The 13,179-nt window shown below is 71.7% G+C and carries 13 protein-coding genes, 1 tRNA gene and 3 pseudogenes; 8 read left to right on the forward strand and 9 right to left on the reverse strand.

Annotation, left to right across the window (positions count from 1 at the left end; genetic code table 11):
- Window positions 1–218 precede the first annotated feature (218 nt).
- The 3 genes and pseudogenes from ACIHAA_RS23045 to ACIHAA_RS23055 form a co-directional block, all read left to right on the forward strand.
- Window positions 219–614 (forward strand): hypothetical protein, encoded by a 396-nt coding sequence (locus ACIHAA_RS23045; protein ID WP_399820078.1) that lies wholly within the window; start codon window positions 219–221, stop codon window positions 612–614.
- Window positions 611–1,027 (forward strand): DUF5994 family protein, encoded by a 417-nt coding sequence (locus tag ACIHAA_RS23050; protein WP_399820080.1) that lies wholly within the window; start codon window positions 611–613, stop codon window positions 1,025–1,027. The genes ACIHAA_RS23045 and ACIHAA_RS23050 overlap by 4 nt, the downstream gene beginning before the upstream one ends.
- Window positions 1,028–1,050: 23 nt before the next feature.
- Window positions 1,051–1,287 (forward strand): annotated as a pseudogene (locus tag ACIHAA_RS23055) (transcriptional regulator); the annotation flags it as partial.
- Between the two features lie 46 nt (window positions 1,288–1,333).
- Here ACIHAA_RS23055 and ACIHAA_RS23060 read toward each other — a convergent pair.
- Window positions 1,334–1,522 (reverse strand): annotated as a pseudogene (locus ACIHAA_RS23060) (transcriptional regulator); the annotation flags it as partial.
- Window positions 1,523–1,817: 295 nt separating this feature from the next.
- Between ACIHAA_RS23060 and ACIHAA_RS23065 the strand changes: the two are divergent.
- Window positions 1,818–1,967, forward strand: a pseudogene (locus ACIHAA_RS23065) (aldo/keto reductase); the annotation flags it as partial.
- 122 nt (window positions 1,968–2,089) lie between these two features.
- Here ACIHAA_RS23065 and ACIHAA_RS23070 read toward each other — a convergent pair.
- The 5 genes from ACIHAA_RS23070 to ACIHAA_RS23090 form a co-directional block, all read right to left on the reverse strand.
- On the reverse strand, window positions 2,090–3,475 hold the full coding sequence (locus ACIHAA_RS23070; protein WP_399820082.1) for a GAF domain-containing SpoIIE family protein phosphatase: 1,386 nt from the start codon (window positions 3,473–3,475) through the stop codon (window positions 2,090–2,092).
- A 256-nt stretch (window positions 3,476–3,731) separates the two neighbouring features.
- Window positions 3,732–4,091: an STAS domain-containing protein gene (locus tag ACIHAA_RS23075; RefSeq protein ID WP_399820085.1), complete on the reverse strand. Its 360-nt coding sequence runs from the start codon at window positions 4,089–4,091 to the stop codon at window positions 3,732–3,734.
- Entirely contained in the window at window positions 4,088–5,356 is a 1,269-nt protein-coding gene (locus tag ACIHAA_RS23080; protein WP_399820087.1) for a PP2C family protein-serine/threonine phosphatase, read from the reverse strand. Before ACIHAA_RS23080 ends, ACIHAA_RS23075 begins: the two co-directional genes overlap by 4 nt.
- Entirely contained in the window at window positions 5,356–6,165 is an 810-nt protein-coding gene (locus ACIHAA_RS23085; RefSeq protein ID WP_399820088.1) for an alpha/beta fold hydrolase, read from the reverse strand. Before ACIHAA_RS23085 ends, ACIHAA_RS23080 begins: the two co-directional genes overlap by 1 nt.
- Before the next feature lie 334 nt (window positions 6,166–6,499).
- Window positions 6,500–6,570 (reverse strand) — tRNA-Gly (locus ACIHAA_RS23090).
- Between the two features lie 271 nt (window positions 6,571–6,841).
- Here ACIHAA_RS23090 and ACIHAA_RS23095 point away from each other — a divergent pair.
- From ACIHAA_RS23095 to ACIHAA_RS23105, 3 genes are all read left to right on the forward strand, one after another.
- Complete coding sequence (locus ACIHAA_RS23095) at window positions 6,842–7,000, forward strand: hypothetical protein (RefSeq protein ID WP_399820090.1); 159 nt, start codon at window positions 6,842–6,844, stop codon at window positions 6,998–7,000.
- A 71-nt stretch (window positions 7,001–7,071) separates the two neighbouring features.
- Complete coding sequence (dcd, locus tag ACIHAA_RS23100) at window positions 7,072–7,647, forward strand: dCTP deaminase (protein WP_399820092.1); 576 nt, start codon at window positions 7,072–7,074, stop codon at window positions 7,645–7,647.
- Window positions 7,648–7,654: 7 nt separating this feature from the next.
- Window positions 7,655–8,152: a phosphoribosyltransferase gene (locus ACIHAA_RS23105; RefSeq protein WP_399820094.1), complete on the forward strand. Its 498-nt coding sequence runs from the start codon at window positions 7,655–7,657 to the stop codon at window positions 8,150–8,152.
- Between the two features lie 187 nt (window positions 8,153–8,339).
- Here the strand turns inward: ACIHAA_RS23105 and ACIHAA_RS23110 are convergent, their stop codons facing one another.
- Genes ACIHAA_RS23110 through ACIHAA_RS23120 form a run of 3 tightly spaced genes read right to left on the reverse strand, consistent with a single transcriptional unit; the run spans window position 8,340 to window position 11,365 of the window.
- On the reverse strand, window positions 8,340–9,335 hold the full coding sequence (locus ACIHAA_RS23110) for a YIP1 family protein (protein ID WP_399820096.1): 996 nt from the start codon (window positions 9,333–9,335) through the stop codon (window positions 8,340–8,342).
- A 27-nt stretch (window positions 9,336–9,362) separates the two neighbouring features.
- Complete coding sequence (locus ACIHAA_RS23115; RefSeq protein ID WP_399820098.1) at window positions 9,363–10,337, reverse strand: WecB/TagA/CpsF family glycosyltransferase; 975 nt, start codon at window positions 10,335–10,337, stop codon at window positions 9,363–9,365.
- 17 nt (window positions 10,338–10,354) lie between these two features.
- Window positions 10,355–11,365 (reverse strand): glycosyltransferase family 4 protein, encoded by a 1,011-nt coding sequence (locus ACIHAA_RS23120; RefSeq protein ID WP_399820099.1) that lies wholly within the window; start codon window positions 11,363–11,365, stop codon window positions 10,355–10,357.
- Between the two features lie 289 nt (window positions 11,366–11,654).
- Between ACIHAA_RS23120 and ACIHAA_RS23125 the strand changes: the two genes are divergently transcribed.
- Complete coding sequence (locus ACIHAA_RS23125; RefSeq protein ID WP_399820101.1) at window positions 11,655–13,130, forward strand: O-antigen ligase family protein; 1,476 nt, start codon at window positions 11,655–11,657, stop codon at window positions 13,128–13,130.
- Window positions 13,131–13,179 lie beyond the last annotated feature (49 nt).

The following is a 13,179-nucleotide window of genomic DNA, read 5'->3' on the forward strand; positions in this document are numbered from 1 at the left end:
CGTGGCGGCCGGAGTGCGTGATGCCCTCGGTAGGTCCACCGTACGCCGCCCGCGACCGGTGACGGCTGCGCCGCAAGGGGTCAGGAGTACGGTGGGGAGGGTCGAGGGTCCTTCGTACTCCGGTGACCGGGCTGGTCTCGTCCTCGGCGCGCGGCACATATGCGCCGCGCGACAACACGGGTCCAGCGTCTCTCGCGGCCCGGGACAGGTTCTGCCCGATGACCATCGAATCCGCTCCACCCCCTCACTCGTCCCCGATCGTGGGGGCTTCGGACGATCCGCCCGCCGAAGGCAGGGTCGAGGTCCGCATCGTCTCCCTGGACGCCGAGGCGGCCCGGGACGTCGCGGACGCCCTGCGACTGCTGTTCGCCGGGGGCGAGCAGCGCAGCTACCCGGCGTTCGCGTCGGGTGCGGGCACCCGTCTGCACCTCACGCTCGATCCCGCGCGGACCGCCGGCTCGCTCCGCTCCTGGCTGGAGGCCAGCAGACCGCAGGTCGACCGGACACATCCGGGCGAGACCGCGCCCTTCCCCACGCCGTCGAACCGCTACGCGCCCGCCGACCCCCCGGCCGCGGCGAGCCCCGCGCCTTCCTCACCGCAGGAGTCATCATGACCGGCGCCCCTTCGCTCCACTCGTTCGCCGCCCGGCTGAGACTGGGAGCGCAACCCGGCCAGGGGGGCGCCGTCCGGCGCATCGACGGGGCGTGGTGGCCGAGGTCGTACGACCTGACCGCCGAACTGCCCGGACTGCTCGCCGCATTGCCGCTCCGCTGGGGACACGTCACCAGCGTCCTCGTGAACGGGGCGATGTGGTCGCTGTCCGGTGACGGCACGCCCGTCGGCGACCGACAGGTGCGCATGCGCCGTACGGGTTCGCCGCGGGCCGAGGACACCGTCTGCCTGCTCACTCCCGGACAGGGCCGCTGGGACCTGCTCGTCGTGCCCCCCGCCGCCACGGCGGAGGAGGCGGAACGGATCATGGTGACGGCCACGGCGGAGACTCCGCTCGCGGGGCGCCCTGTCTGACCCGGGGTTCGCGGGGGTCTGTGGAACGCTACGAGGTGACCGGACGCAAACCCCCGCAGAAGACCTTCCAGCACCCCCAGGTGGGCACGGTCACCCTTACGTCCCAGTCCTTGCACGTCGAGGGCACTCCGGAACAGCGCATCGGCGTCTACGTCGCCGAACCCGGCACCCCCGACCACGGCACCCTGCTCCTGCTCGACATGACCGCGCCCCGGCCGGAACACGGTTTCCCCCCGGGAGCGATCCGCCGGCGACCGTGAACCGCTGCCGCGGGCCGGTCACCCCGTCCGGGTCGGGCGGGGCAGGGAGCCCCGCGAAGTCGGGGCTCTTGAGAAGGAGTTCTCCCACCAGGCCGGTCAGGTCGGGCGCGTCGGGCGCCGTACCGGCGATGGCCCGCAGGCGGGCTACGCAGCCGGTGATCTGGCGGTCCCAGTCGGGGAAGAGGTCTCGGGCGGCGGGGTGCAGGAAGAGGTGGCGGGCGAGGTTGCGCTGTTTGGGACCGGTCTGGGTGCGGCGGGCGCGCAGGAAGCGGCCCGGCTCGGCGCCTTCGCTGTACGCGCTCTCGGATGCCATGACACCAGTCCCACCCGCTGGGCGCCCGCCGCGCGGGCGCGAGGGAGGCCGTGTCATTACCCCCGAAGAGCCCGCCCTGCCACACCGGAGTGATTCGGGCGAAGGTGAATGAGGAAGACGCCGGCCCCCTTGCCGCCGTTCTGGCTCCGACCGGCACGACCTGCCGGGCCCGGCGAGAGTGAGGGGACGGGCAACGCCGCCGGCCTGAGAGGGCGAGATGCGGTACATCAAGCTGCGTGACCTGGAGGTCTCCCGGATCGGTCTGGGCGCGATGGGCATGTCCCACGGCTACACCGGCTCGGGCACCGACGACGCGGAGTCGATCAGGACCGTGCACCGGGCGCTGGAGCTGGGCGTTACGTTCGTGATCCGGACCGACAGATCATCGGGCTGGCGTTCCTGCATGTCTGGTGCCTTCCCTCCGCTGGGGCGCTGTTCATGTGCTGTCCGGCGCCGGAAGTGACACGGCAGCGCGCGCCCGTACGGGAATCAGGGGTGCGGGGGAACGCGCAGTGACAGCAGGGCGGTGTCGTCGCTGGCCCAGCCTCCGTGGTGGCCGGCCAGGACGTCGGCGATGTGGGCGTTGGTGGCAGCCGCGTCCATGCCATGGGTGTCCGCGAGAGCCCGGGCGAGTGCCGCTTCGTCGAAGATCGGCCGGTGGGGCAGCGGGCTGCGCGGGTCGGGGCGGCTTTCGCAGGCGCCGTCGGTGTAGAGGAGAAGCAGTTCGCCGGGAGCGAGCCTGAACCGCACGTCGGCGAGGCGGACGGTGGGCATGATGCCGAGCAGGGTGCCCGGGACGCCGGCCTGCTGGACGCGGCCGTCGGCGCGGCGGATGAGGGCCGGGGGATGCCCGGCCAGGCACAGCCGTCCGGCCGCGCCGGTGGGGGTCGTGCGGAAGGTGGCCTGGACGGCGGTCAGGTAGCGCGGAGCGCGTTGGGCGAGCATGGCGCTGTTCAGCCGGTCCAGGACCGCGGCGGGTGAGAGGTGGTCGCCGGCGTCCGCGCGCAGCGTGTAGCGGGCCAGGGCGGTCACCTTGGCCGCTTCGGTGCCCTTGCCGCAGACGTCGCCCAGCACGGCCGTCCACCACGGCCCACGGGCGTGGAAGAGGTCGTAGAAGTCGCCGACCACCTCCACGTCACCGGTGGCGGCCAGGTAGCGGGCCGAGGTGTCCAGGCCGGGGACCGGCCGCAGGACCGGAGGCAGGAGGCTGTCCTGGAGGCTCCGGGCCAGATCCCGTGACGTGGCCAGAGCGCTCTGGGCGCTGCGCAGTGCGCTCTGCGCGACGCTCAGCGAGATCCGCAGGTTGATCTCGCTGGACACCGCCCGGGCCAGGACGGCGAGTGACTCCAGTTCGTGCGGCTCCCACCGCCGGGGATCGGCGTCGATGACGCACATCGTCCCGATCGCCTGTCCGTCGGCGGTGATGATGGGGAAACCGGCCCAGGCGCCGGCCCCCCACGGGCCGATCGCCTGGTGCCCGGCGGTGCGGGGGTCCTTTTCGGCGTCCTCCACGACGAACGGGCCGTTCGCTCCGACGGCGAAGTAGCAGAAGCTCTCTCCCACCGCGTTCTGCCAGTTCTCCACACCCCCGTACGGCAGGTGCGGCACCGACTTCCAGTAGGTACGCGTCTTCCCCACGAACGTGATCGCCGAGATGGCCGCATCCGTCACCGACACCGCCAGCCGCGCCAGGTCGTCGAACACCCGCTCGGGAGCGCTGCCGATCATCCCGCGGGCCTCCAGCGCCGCCAGCCGGGCCGGGTCCGACAGCACCGCCGGCAACCCGTCCTCCCGCATTCCGCCGGGATACTCCACCACGCCCACGACCCGCCTCTTTCCCAGCCCACCGCGGGATCTCGCGAGCCAGCCAACCACAGCCCTCCGGCCCTGTCAGCTACGGTTCGACCGACCTCCGCGGTCCGATCGGCCCGGAGCCGGCCTGTCGGCGGACGATGGCCGGCTCAAGCGGTCAGCACATCACCGGTGTTCAGGAAGTCGGTGTCCGGTGGGGCGGGTGAGGTACAGGATTGTCACGAGAAGCCTGCTGTGGCAAGCGGGCGTCACCCGTGCGTAGCCGGCCGGCCAGCCAGGTGGCGTGGCCGGAGATCTCGTCCGGTCGGGCGTCGGTGGGTCAGCCAGCCGTGTGCTGCCAGGCGGCTTCGGCGTCTTGGGCGGTGAGGTGGAACGGGAAGACCTGGTCCAGTCCGACGATGCGGAGGATGCGGCTGACACGGTCGGGAACCGTGACCAGGACGATGCCTGCCTCGGCGGCGAGGGCGTGGTTGCGGGCGGCGATGAGCACGGTGACGCCGCTGGAGTCGCAGAAGGTGAGCGCCCCGAGATCGAGCACGAGCTGCTGGCCGGCGCGCAGTTCGAGAGCGGGCAGTGCGGCGCGTACTTCGGGTGCCGTGTGGTGGTCGAGCTCTCCGGCGAGTTCGACGAGCTGCCCGGATGCGGTGGCGCGGGTGCGGAGGGTCAGGTGGTGGGTCACTGCTGCTCATCACTGGTGGGTCGGGGCACGTGGATCGCCAGGACGGCGGTGTCGTCGTCGACGCCGGTGCCGAAGGTGTCGAGCAGGCTGCGGACCGCGCTGATGGTGTCCGAGGCGGTGGTGGGGGCGAGGGCGCGGCCGAAGTCGAGGAAGGCGTCGTCGCCGTAGCGCTCCCCTCCGCCGGCCGCTGCGTTGGTGTGTGCCTCGGTGAGGCCGTCGGTGTGCAGGAGGAGGGTGTCGCCGGGCGCGAGGTGGATGGCGGTGGTGGCGATGTGGGCGTCGGGCAGGACGCCGATGAGCTGTCCGCCGGGGGTGGGCAGAAAGTCGGCGGTGCCGTCCGCGCGCATCAGCAGGGCCGGCGGGTGGCCGCCGCTGGCCAGGGTGATGCGGAAGCCGCCGCGATCCTCGTCCGGGGTGAGGAGGCCGAAGACGACGGTGCAGAAGCGGGGGTCGGTGCCGTTGTACTCGTGATTCAGGACGGTGTTGAGGTTGCCGAGGACGGCGGCGGGGGCCGGGTCGTAGACGGCGGCCGCGCGCAGGGTGTAGCGGGCCAGGGAGGTGACGGCCGCGGCGGCGGCCCCCTTGCCGCAGACATCGCCCAGGAACAGGCCCCAGGTGCCGGCGGCCAGGGGGAAGAGGTCGTAGAAGTCGCCGCCGACCTCGTCGACGGAGGCGATGTGGTAGTACGCGGAGACGTCCAGGCCGGGAACGTTCACCAGGGCCGGCGGCAGCAGGGTCTTCTGGAGCGTGGTGTTCAGGCTCTTGAGGCGGTCGCGTTCGAGATCGGCTTCCTGGCGGGCGCGCAGCAGCTCGGTTTCGTAGGCGCGGCGGTCGCGGGCGTCGAAGACGGTGGTGCGGATCAGCAGGGGCTGCCCATCGCTGCCCGTTTTCACTGTGGAGGTGACCAGGACCGGCAGCCGGGCGCCCTCGGCGGCCTTGAGCTCCAGAGCGATGCCGCTGATCTCGCCCTGCATACGCAGCAGCGGACCGAAGTGGGTCTCGTGGTAGAGCCGGCCGCCGACGGTGAGCAGGTCGGAGAAGTGCTTGCGGCCCACGAGGTCATCGCGTTGGTATCCGAGCCAGTCCAGCAGGGTGGTGTTGATCTTCGCGATCCGGCCGTCCAGCTCGGTGGAGAGGTAGCCGCAGGGCGCGTGCTCGTACAGGTCCTCGGCACTGTCCTCCAGCAGCGCGGAGAACTGTGCCTGGTCATCCACCGGCCCCTCGCCTTCTCGCCCCTCCCGCCCTTCGTCGTTGGTCTTGCACATCACTGGGCGGCTCCCACGAACGCGGCGATCGCCTCGGCGGTCTCCTCAGGCGCGGCAAGCTGCGGGCAGTGCCCGGTGGCGTTCAGGGTGATGAGCCGGCTGTCCGGTATCTGCGCGTGCACGAAGGCGCCCACCTCGGGCGGGGCGATGGCGTCGCTGGAGCACTGGGCGACCAGCGTGGGCACCGTCACCTTGGCCAGGTCGGCGCGATTGTCGGACAGGAACGTCACCCGGGCGAAGAGCCTGGCGATCTTCGGGTCGGTGCGGCAGAAGCTGCTGGTGAGCTCCTCGCCCAGCTCCGGCCGCTCCGGGTTGCCCATGATGACCGGGGCCATCGCACCCGACCAGCCCAGATAGTTCGCATCGAGCGATTCCAGCAACTCGTCGATGTCCGCGGCGCTGAACCCGCCCCGGTAGCCGGCGTCGGGATCGTCGATGAAGCAGGGCGAGGGGGCCAGCAGGATCAGCCCCGAGAACGCCTCGGGTTCCCTCGCGGCGGCCAGCACGCCCATCATTGCGCTCACCGAGTGCCCGACGAACGTCACCGGGCCCAGTGCCAGCTCCCGGCACAGCTCAAGCAGGTCATGGACGTACCCGTTCAGCGTGGAGTACCGCTGGGGACTCCACGCGGAAAGGTCCGAGTTGCCCGCGCCGACGTGGTCGAAGCGGACCACGGTGAAATCACGCTCCAGTGCCGGCATCACCAGGCGCCACATGTTCTGGTCGCAGCCGAAGCCGTGCGCCAGCATCACTACCGGTCCACCGGCTCGGCCGGTCACCTTCACATGGTTCCTGCTTCGCACGTCCATGACACACATCGTCGCAGACCCTTCCACGGCCCTCCGGTCTTCTCGTGGAGGCAGTCGGCCGAGGTGACGGTCGCAGCCTCAGCTCCGACCGGGGACCACCATTGTGGGGCTGTCCGATCGGGTGGCGGACTCGTGCGGTGGGCCGAGAGCGGTCACCTCGGCTCCGAGTCGCGCATCGAGCGCCGTGGTCGGCACGAGCCAGAACTGCTGCTCCGCGAGAGTGACTTCGCTGCCAGGGTCCGCCCTGGTGACGCAGGCTGCATGGAATGTGTCTCGCGAATTGGGCTGGACAAACACACAAGGCCCAGGTCGATGACCTGGGCCTTTTCCGCAGAGCGGGTGACGAGAATCGAACTCGCGCTCTCAGCTTGGGAAGCTGATGTTCTACCATTAAACTACACCCGCGTAAGACGCCGGTTCGGGCCGGTGTCTGAATGCTCGCTCACTCTACCTCATGTCCGGCCCCCGGTGTCGCAGCCGTGGGGTCTGCCGGTGTGTGTGGGGGGCTACGGGGCTGTGGGGGGCGGGAGTTGGGGCATACGGTGGGGGTGAGGGGGAAGGGGTTGGGGGGCCGTGTGCCGCCTGGAGGGGGTTTCCTTTGGTCCCGTAATGTGGTTTTCGTCGTCTCTTGGGGACGTGGGGCGAAGGCTCGTGGGGAAGGGACTCTGAGGACTTGATGGAGCGCATCGTCGTCCGTTGTGCCGAGGGGCACGTGTTCAGTACCGCGTCGTTCCCGATGCAGCGTGCCGAGCGTCTCGGGCCCGGCCGGCTCGTGCGGTGTCCGCGCTGTGCGCGGCTGCGCAGCGCGGTGCCGGTGGTGCTGGAGAAGCGGTAGCGGTCGGCCCGGCGGGCGCGTGGAGTCGTCACGATTGTGGTGGCTCGGCGTGCCTTGCGTATTCTCGGGACGTGCTTCTCTCAGACAAGGACATCCGGACCGAGATCGACAAGGGGCGGGTCAAGATCGACCCGTTCGATCCGGGCATGGTGCAGCCCTCGAGCATCGACGTGCGGCTCGACCGCTACTTCCGGGTGTTCGAGAACCACAAATACCCCCACATCGACCCTTCCATCGAGCAGGTCGACCTGACCCGGCTGGTCGAGCCCGAGGGCGACGAGCCGTTCATCCTGCATCCCGGGGAGTTCGTGCTGGCCTCGACGTACGAGGTCATCGCGCTGCCCGACGACATCGCGTCGCGCCTGGAGGGCAAGAGCTCCCTGGGGCGGCTGGGGCTGGTGACCCACTCCACCGCCGGGTTCATCGACCCCGGCTTCTCCGGGCACGTCACGCTGGAGCTGTCCAACCTCGCCACCCTGCCGATCAAGCTCTGGCCGGGCATGAAGATCGGGCAGCTGTGCATGTTCCGGCTCAGCTCGCCCGCCGAGTACCCGTACGGCAGCGAGCGGTACGGCTCGCGCTACCAGGGCCAGCGCGGACCCACCGCCTCGCGCTCCTTCGTCAACTTCCATCGGACCCAGGTGTGAGCCGGACATGACCAACATACGAGAGAACCTCACCTACGAGGCCTTCGGCGGTGCCGTCCGTGAGCTGGCCCAGGCCATCGCCGACGACGGGTTCGAGCCGGACATCGTGCTCAGCATCGCGCGCGGCGGTGTGTTCGTGGCCGGAGGGCTGGCGTACGCCCTGGACTGCAGGAACATCCATCTCGTAAACGTTGAATTTTATACCGGTGTGGGCACCACGCTGCCGATGCCGGTGATGCTGTCCCCCGTGCCCAATGCGATCGACTTCACCGACAAGAAGGTGCTGATCGCCGACGACGTGGCCGACACCGGCAAGACGCTCAAGCTGGTCCACGACTTCTGCCTGGACACCGTCGCGGACGTCCGTTCCGCGGTGATCTACGAGAAGTCCCACTCGCTGGTGAAGTGCGAGTACGTGTGGAAGCGCACGGACGAGTGGATCAACTTCCCGTGGAGTGTGGAGCCTCCCGTCGTCTCCCGGGCCGGGCAGGTGCTCGACGCCTGAGGCGGCGGCCCGCGGACGGGTGATGTCCGCGCCGCGGAATGGGTGATGTCCGCGCCGCGGAATGGGTGATGTCCGCGCCGCGGAATGGGTGATGTCCGCGCCGCGGAATGGGTGAGGTGGAAAGGCCCCGTCGGTCCGGCCGACGGGGCCTTTCGTGTGCGTCGTGGGCGCTCGGGGCGCGTTCCGGCTAGAAGGTGCCGAGCTTCACGATCGACAGGATCGCGATCAGCTGGATCGCGGACGCGCCCAGGGCCTTCGGCCACGGCAGGTCGTGGGACTTGGAGACCATCAGGGTCAGCAGCGCGCCCGCGGCCACCCAGGTCGCCCAGCCGAGGAGCTGCACGAAGGAGGCGTCGCCGCCGAAGAACATGGCCACGATCAGACGCGGGGCGTCCGTGATGGACATGATCAGCATGGAGAGGCCCACCGTGGGCTGCCAGGCGCCGTCGCCGCCGAGCTGGCGGGCCAGGGTGTGGGTGACCACACCGAGGACGAAGGAGCTGAGCACGAACGCCACGGCCGTGGTCAGGACGATCGGGATCGCGCTCGACAGCGTGGCGTTGATCGCGTCCTTGCGGGCGGTGTCGAAGCCGAAGACCGCGAGCAGGCCGTAGAGGAAGGTCACGACGAGGGCCGGGGTCCACATCGTGTAGTCCCGCATCCGCAGGAAGGTCTGGGCCGGGGAGACCACGATGCCCCGCAGTAGGTCCTTCCAGTGCAGACGGGGGCCTATGGGCGGGGCCGGGGCCTGGCCCGCGCGATAGGTCTCGCCCTGGCTGTAGGGGTCCTCGCCGACGGCGAACGCCTGGGTGTGGCCCGGGCGGTCGGCCGCGTACGGGTCCGGGGTCCCGGGACCGCCCTGGCCGCCGCCCCCGAAGTACTCCGGCTCGCCCTGGCCCTGCGGCGCGCTCCACTGCGGGCCGCCGCCCTGGGGCCGCGCGGCTCCGTAGGGCCCTGCGCCGCCGCCGTACTGCTGCTGCGGCGGCGCGGAGGGATAGCCGTACGACGGGCCCTGCGGGGCCTGCTGTCCGTACGGGGGTTGTTGCGGTCGCGCTTGAGGAGCGCCGTTGTCCCGGCCGCGTCCGATCCTGAATCCAGCCACGCCTTCGAACGTACCTGGTCCCGGAGGGTGACGTGCCGGGCCCGGGGCAGCGGGAGGGGGTTTGCTGCCGAGCTGTGACATCCCCTAAGGGGTCGGTGGCCGGGGAATTCAGGGGGACCGGGGGGTTTGGCGCCGGGTCCGGCGCTCCCGGGCCCAGTACGCGGCGGTGAGGGCGACGAACCGGGTGTTGCCCACCGCGTAGCGCAGGAACATACGGCGCGGCTCCTGGGCCAGCCGGTGGAACCACTCCAGGCCGGTCCGCCGCATCCAGCGCGGTGCCCTGCTGCGCACTCCCGCCACCACGTCGAAGGAGCCGCCGACGCCGACCACCAGGGCGCAGCCCAGCTCCCGCTGCCGACGGGCGAGGAAGTACTCCTTACGGGGGCTCGGCACGGCGAGGAACAGCAGGTCCGGGCGGGTCTCGCGGACGGCGGCCACCACCTCCGGCTCCCCGGCCTCGTCCCAGTAGCCGTCCCGGTGCCCGACGATGTGGACGCCCTGGCGGGCGGCGATGCGGGCGGTCTCCCGGACCACCTCCGGCTTCGCGCCGAGGAGGTAGACCCGGTGGCCGTGGCGGGCGGCGCTGCGCCACATCGCCAGCATGAAGTCGATGCCCGCGACCCGTTCGGGCAGCGGGCTGCCGAGCAGGCGGCCCGCCCAGACGACCGACTGGCCGTCCGCGTTGACGAGCGAGCAGGCGCGGATGATGCCCGCGAGTGCCGGGTCGTCCCGGGCCTGCACGATCTTGGCGGCGTTCAGCACCACATGCTGGTGGGGGCCGCCGTCCGCGATCAGCGCCTCGGCGGCCGCGACCGACTCGTCCAGGGTCAGCGGGTGAACGGGCAGCCCGCACACCGTCACCGGCCGGACGGGGCCCGCGGGGCCGGTGCGCGCCGCCCCGTCCGGCGGTCGGCGTCGGCTGGTGGCCGGTGCCGGGCCGGGGGGTGCCGTCCCCTGCGGTGCGGTCTCCTGGGATGCGGTCTCGTCGAGTGTCGGCCCGCGGGGTGCCGTCCCGTCGGGTGCCCTCTCGCCGGGTGGCTTCCCGTCGGGTGCCCTCTCGTTCGGCGGCGGGGTGGTCGGCACGCCGGGTCTCCGTTTCGTCAGGATCGGCGGGTCAGGCCGAGGTGGCGCCAGAAGTGCACGAACTCCTCGGCGACACGGCCGGGTTCGTACCGCGGGAGCAGTTCCCGCCAGGCCTTCTGCTGGCGGTGCCGGATGTCGTCGAGGTCGTCCGCGCACGCCTTGAGGAAACCGGTGACGGACTCGACCGACGCCGCGACGGGTTCCACGCAGCCATGGGTGAAGAGTTCGGCGTCCCCCGGGGAGGGCGTCGCGGCGACGGCGCAGCCCGCCTGGAGCCCTTCGAGCAGGACGAAGGGGAGGCCCTCGGTCCAGCGGGCGGGCAGCACGAAGGCATCGATGTCCGTCCAGAAGGACAGGACGCGGGACAGGTCGAGCACCCCGAGGTCCTCGTCCACACAGGCCGGAGGCGGTACGTCGTGCCGCATCCCGGCGACCCGGAACTCCAGGGGGACGCCCCGGCGCTTCAGTTGCTCGACCGCGTCGCAGACGAGGTCGAAGCCCTTGGCTCGGCTCATCGTCCCGATCCAGCCGACGCGCAGCGCCCGCGGCGGCCCGGCCTCCCGCGTCCCCGGGGGTGTCGCGAGCGCGGGGTTGCGCAGCACGGTGACCGAGGCGGTACGGCAGCCGGAGGCCCGCAGTTGGCCGCCCACCGCCTCGCCGAGCACCAGCCAGTGGCAGCCGCCCAGGGACGCGCGCAGCAGCCGGTTCCCCGCGAGCCGGGCGGGCAGTTGGGCGCCGTGCAGATGCAGCACCACGGTCGAGCCCGCGGCCCGGGCGAGGAGGACCAGGAGGACGTCGCGCAGCAGGGGCAGGCCCCACTGGGAGACCGGCAGATAGACGGCGTCGGGCCGGGTGCGGGTCAGCGCGTACACGGCCCTGGTGAGGGCCGTGGCCGTGGCCGAGACCTTGGCGGGCCAGGAGGCCGCGAGGCGGTCGGAGCCGGCTCGGCTGGCGGAGAGGGAGATGACCGCCCGTACCCGGCAGTGGCCGGTGAGGACGGGTGTGAAGAATTCCGCCGCCCGTCCCATTCCACCGAGGCGCCGGCTGTGCCGGAAAACGAGGACGGTCGGCTCGGCGGTTTTCCGCGGAGCATGCGGAAGGACGGGAAACATTCCCAGTCTCCAGCCGTGGGGTGTGCGGGATTTCTTGACCCGGCTGCATGGGCCGATGAATCAACCGAAGCACCCGCCGCGGGGGGGAGTCCAGTGCAACACGTCGAACCGCTTTTTTCATACGGTATGCAGCGGGCGTGCCGTGCGACGTCGGTATTCCGGGGCGACGTGATATGAATCGACGGGTTCCGCGAAAGGGAGGGCTGTGAGTATTGCCGATTCCGCTGCACCGTTCGGTTCCGGCTTCTCCGTCTTCGCCGCCGGGTGCGTCGTCGTCTGCGTGCTGTCGGTGCTGGTGCTGGCCGTGTGCCTGAGAGGGGCGGGGTGGGTGCTCTGGGCGGCCTGTCTGGTGCCTCTCTTCCTGCTGGGCCGGACCTATGCGACGGTGGGCGTGGCCCCGTTCTACGCCCTGGACGTGCTCGCCGCCTTCGCGCTGCTGGCGACCCTGCACACCTGGGGGCCCCGGGCCTTCACGGAGCGGCGGCTGCGCCGGTTCCGCGCCGCCGCCGTGGGGCTGGCGGCGATGACCTGCCAGGCGGTGTACCGGGGGATGGGCGCGGGGTATCCCGATGCCCTCAAGGGCCTGATCCTCGGTCTGTATCCGGTGTTCGGATGGTGCGCCGCGACCTGGTTCCTCACCCGGCGCGGCGGGGAGGCCGGGCGCTGGCAGTGGGTGTTGTACGTGCCGACCGCCGGGGTCGTCCTGACCTGGGCCCTCGGTGATCCGCTGCCCGCCGCGGCGACGGGCCTCTATCTGGCGGTCGCCGGTGCGTTCGGGGCGCAGCTGAAGCTGCGGGGGAGCAGCAGGCTGCTGGTGTGGACGCTGGCCGGAGCTGCCCTGATGACCGCCCTCGCGAGCAAACGGGGTCCCCTGCTGGCGGTGTTGGCGGCGGTGGCGGCCGCCACCCTGGCGGGCCGCTGCTCTTCCCGGGGTCCGGTCCGGCTGCCGGTGCTGACCTGGGGTGTCGCCACGGCGGTGGTGGTCGGCGTGCTGGGGGTCGGCCTGACCGGGCGGGACGTGGGCGGGCTGCCCGTGGTCGGGGGGCTCGCGGCCCGGGTGTCGGCCTCCGAGGACGCGAGCACCGAGGCGGGCGCCAATGTGGACCTGCGGCTGGGCATGTGGCGTGAGGCCTTCCGGGAGGTCCGGGAGGAGCCGCTGCTGGGCGTGGGCGCCGGTCACCCCATCGAGGTGATCGGCCATGGCGAGCAGCTGAACGCGCCCCGGGCGGGCCCGCACAACTCCTTCGTCGGGTACGTCTACTACCTGGGCTGGCCTGCGGGGATCGCCTTTCTGCTGCTGGTCGCCGGGACCCTGGGCCGGACCTGGCGGGCCCGGCGGCACCCCGCGGCCGCGGCCTGGTTCGGGGCCACGGTGGGGGTCGCAGTCACCGCCTCCACCAATGTCGCCTTCGAGACCACCTATATCGGGCTGCCCTCCTGGCTGGTGCTCGCCTGCGCCTTCGCGCTGGTCGGGGTCCCGCCGCGGGACGGGGAGGCCGCCGATGCCCGGACCTCGGACGCCCGCGCCGTCCCTGGCGCCCCCGTCGCTCCCGCCTTTCCCGGCGCTCGTGCCCGCCCGGGCGGCGAGGGCCCGCGGTCCGCGCCGCCCCTCGGAACCGCCGTCCCCGCGGGACCGCACGTCTCCCCCGCCACGGCGCGCCTCGCACCGTCCCGCTCGTAGAGCGTCCTGGGCCGCCGCCGACACGGCCCCCCGATCCCGGCGAACAAAG

Origin of the sequence: Streptomyces sp. NPDC052040, from assembly GCF_044548405.1 — a bacterium.
GTDB lineage: Bacteria > Actinomycetota > Actinomycetes > Streptomycetales > Streptomycetaceae > Streptomyces.

Bases quoted from the DNA above. Each gene is read 5' to 3' on its own strand.
- ACIHAA_RS23045 (WP_399820078.1), top strand. From the start codon at position 219: ATGACCATCGAATCCGCTCCACCCCCTCACTCGTCCCCGATCGTGGGG.
- ACIHAA_RS23050 (WP_399820080.1), top strand. From the start codon at position 611: ATGACCGGCGCCCCTTCGCTCCACTCGTTCGCCGCCCGGCTGAGACTG.
- ACIHAA_RS23080 (WP_399820087.1), bottom strand. From the start codon at position 5,356: ATGTGCAAGACCAACGACGAAGGGCGGGAGGGGCGAGAAGGCGAGGGG.
- ACIHAA_RS23085 (WP_399820088.1), bottom strand. From the start codon at position 6,165: ATGGACGTGCGAAGCAGGAACCATGTGAAGGTGACCGGCCGAGCCGGT.
- ACIHAA_RS23095 (WP_399820090.1), top strand. From the start codon at position 6,842: ATGGAGCGCATCGTCGTCCGTTGTGCCGAGGGGCACGTGTTCAGTACC.
- ACIHAA_RS23105 (WP_399820094.1), top strand. From the start codon at position 7,655: ATGACCAACATACGAGAGAACCTCACCTACGAGGCCTTCGGCGGTGCC.
- ACIHAA_RS23110 (WP_399820096.1), bottom strand. From the start codon at position 9,335: ATGTCACAGCTCGGCAGCAAACCCCCTCCCGCTGCCCCGGGCCCGGCA.
- ACIHAA_RS23120 (WP_399820099.1), bottom strand. From the start codon at position 11,365: ATGGGACGGGCGGCGGAATTCTTCACACCCGTCCTCACCGGCCACTGC.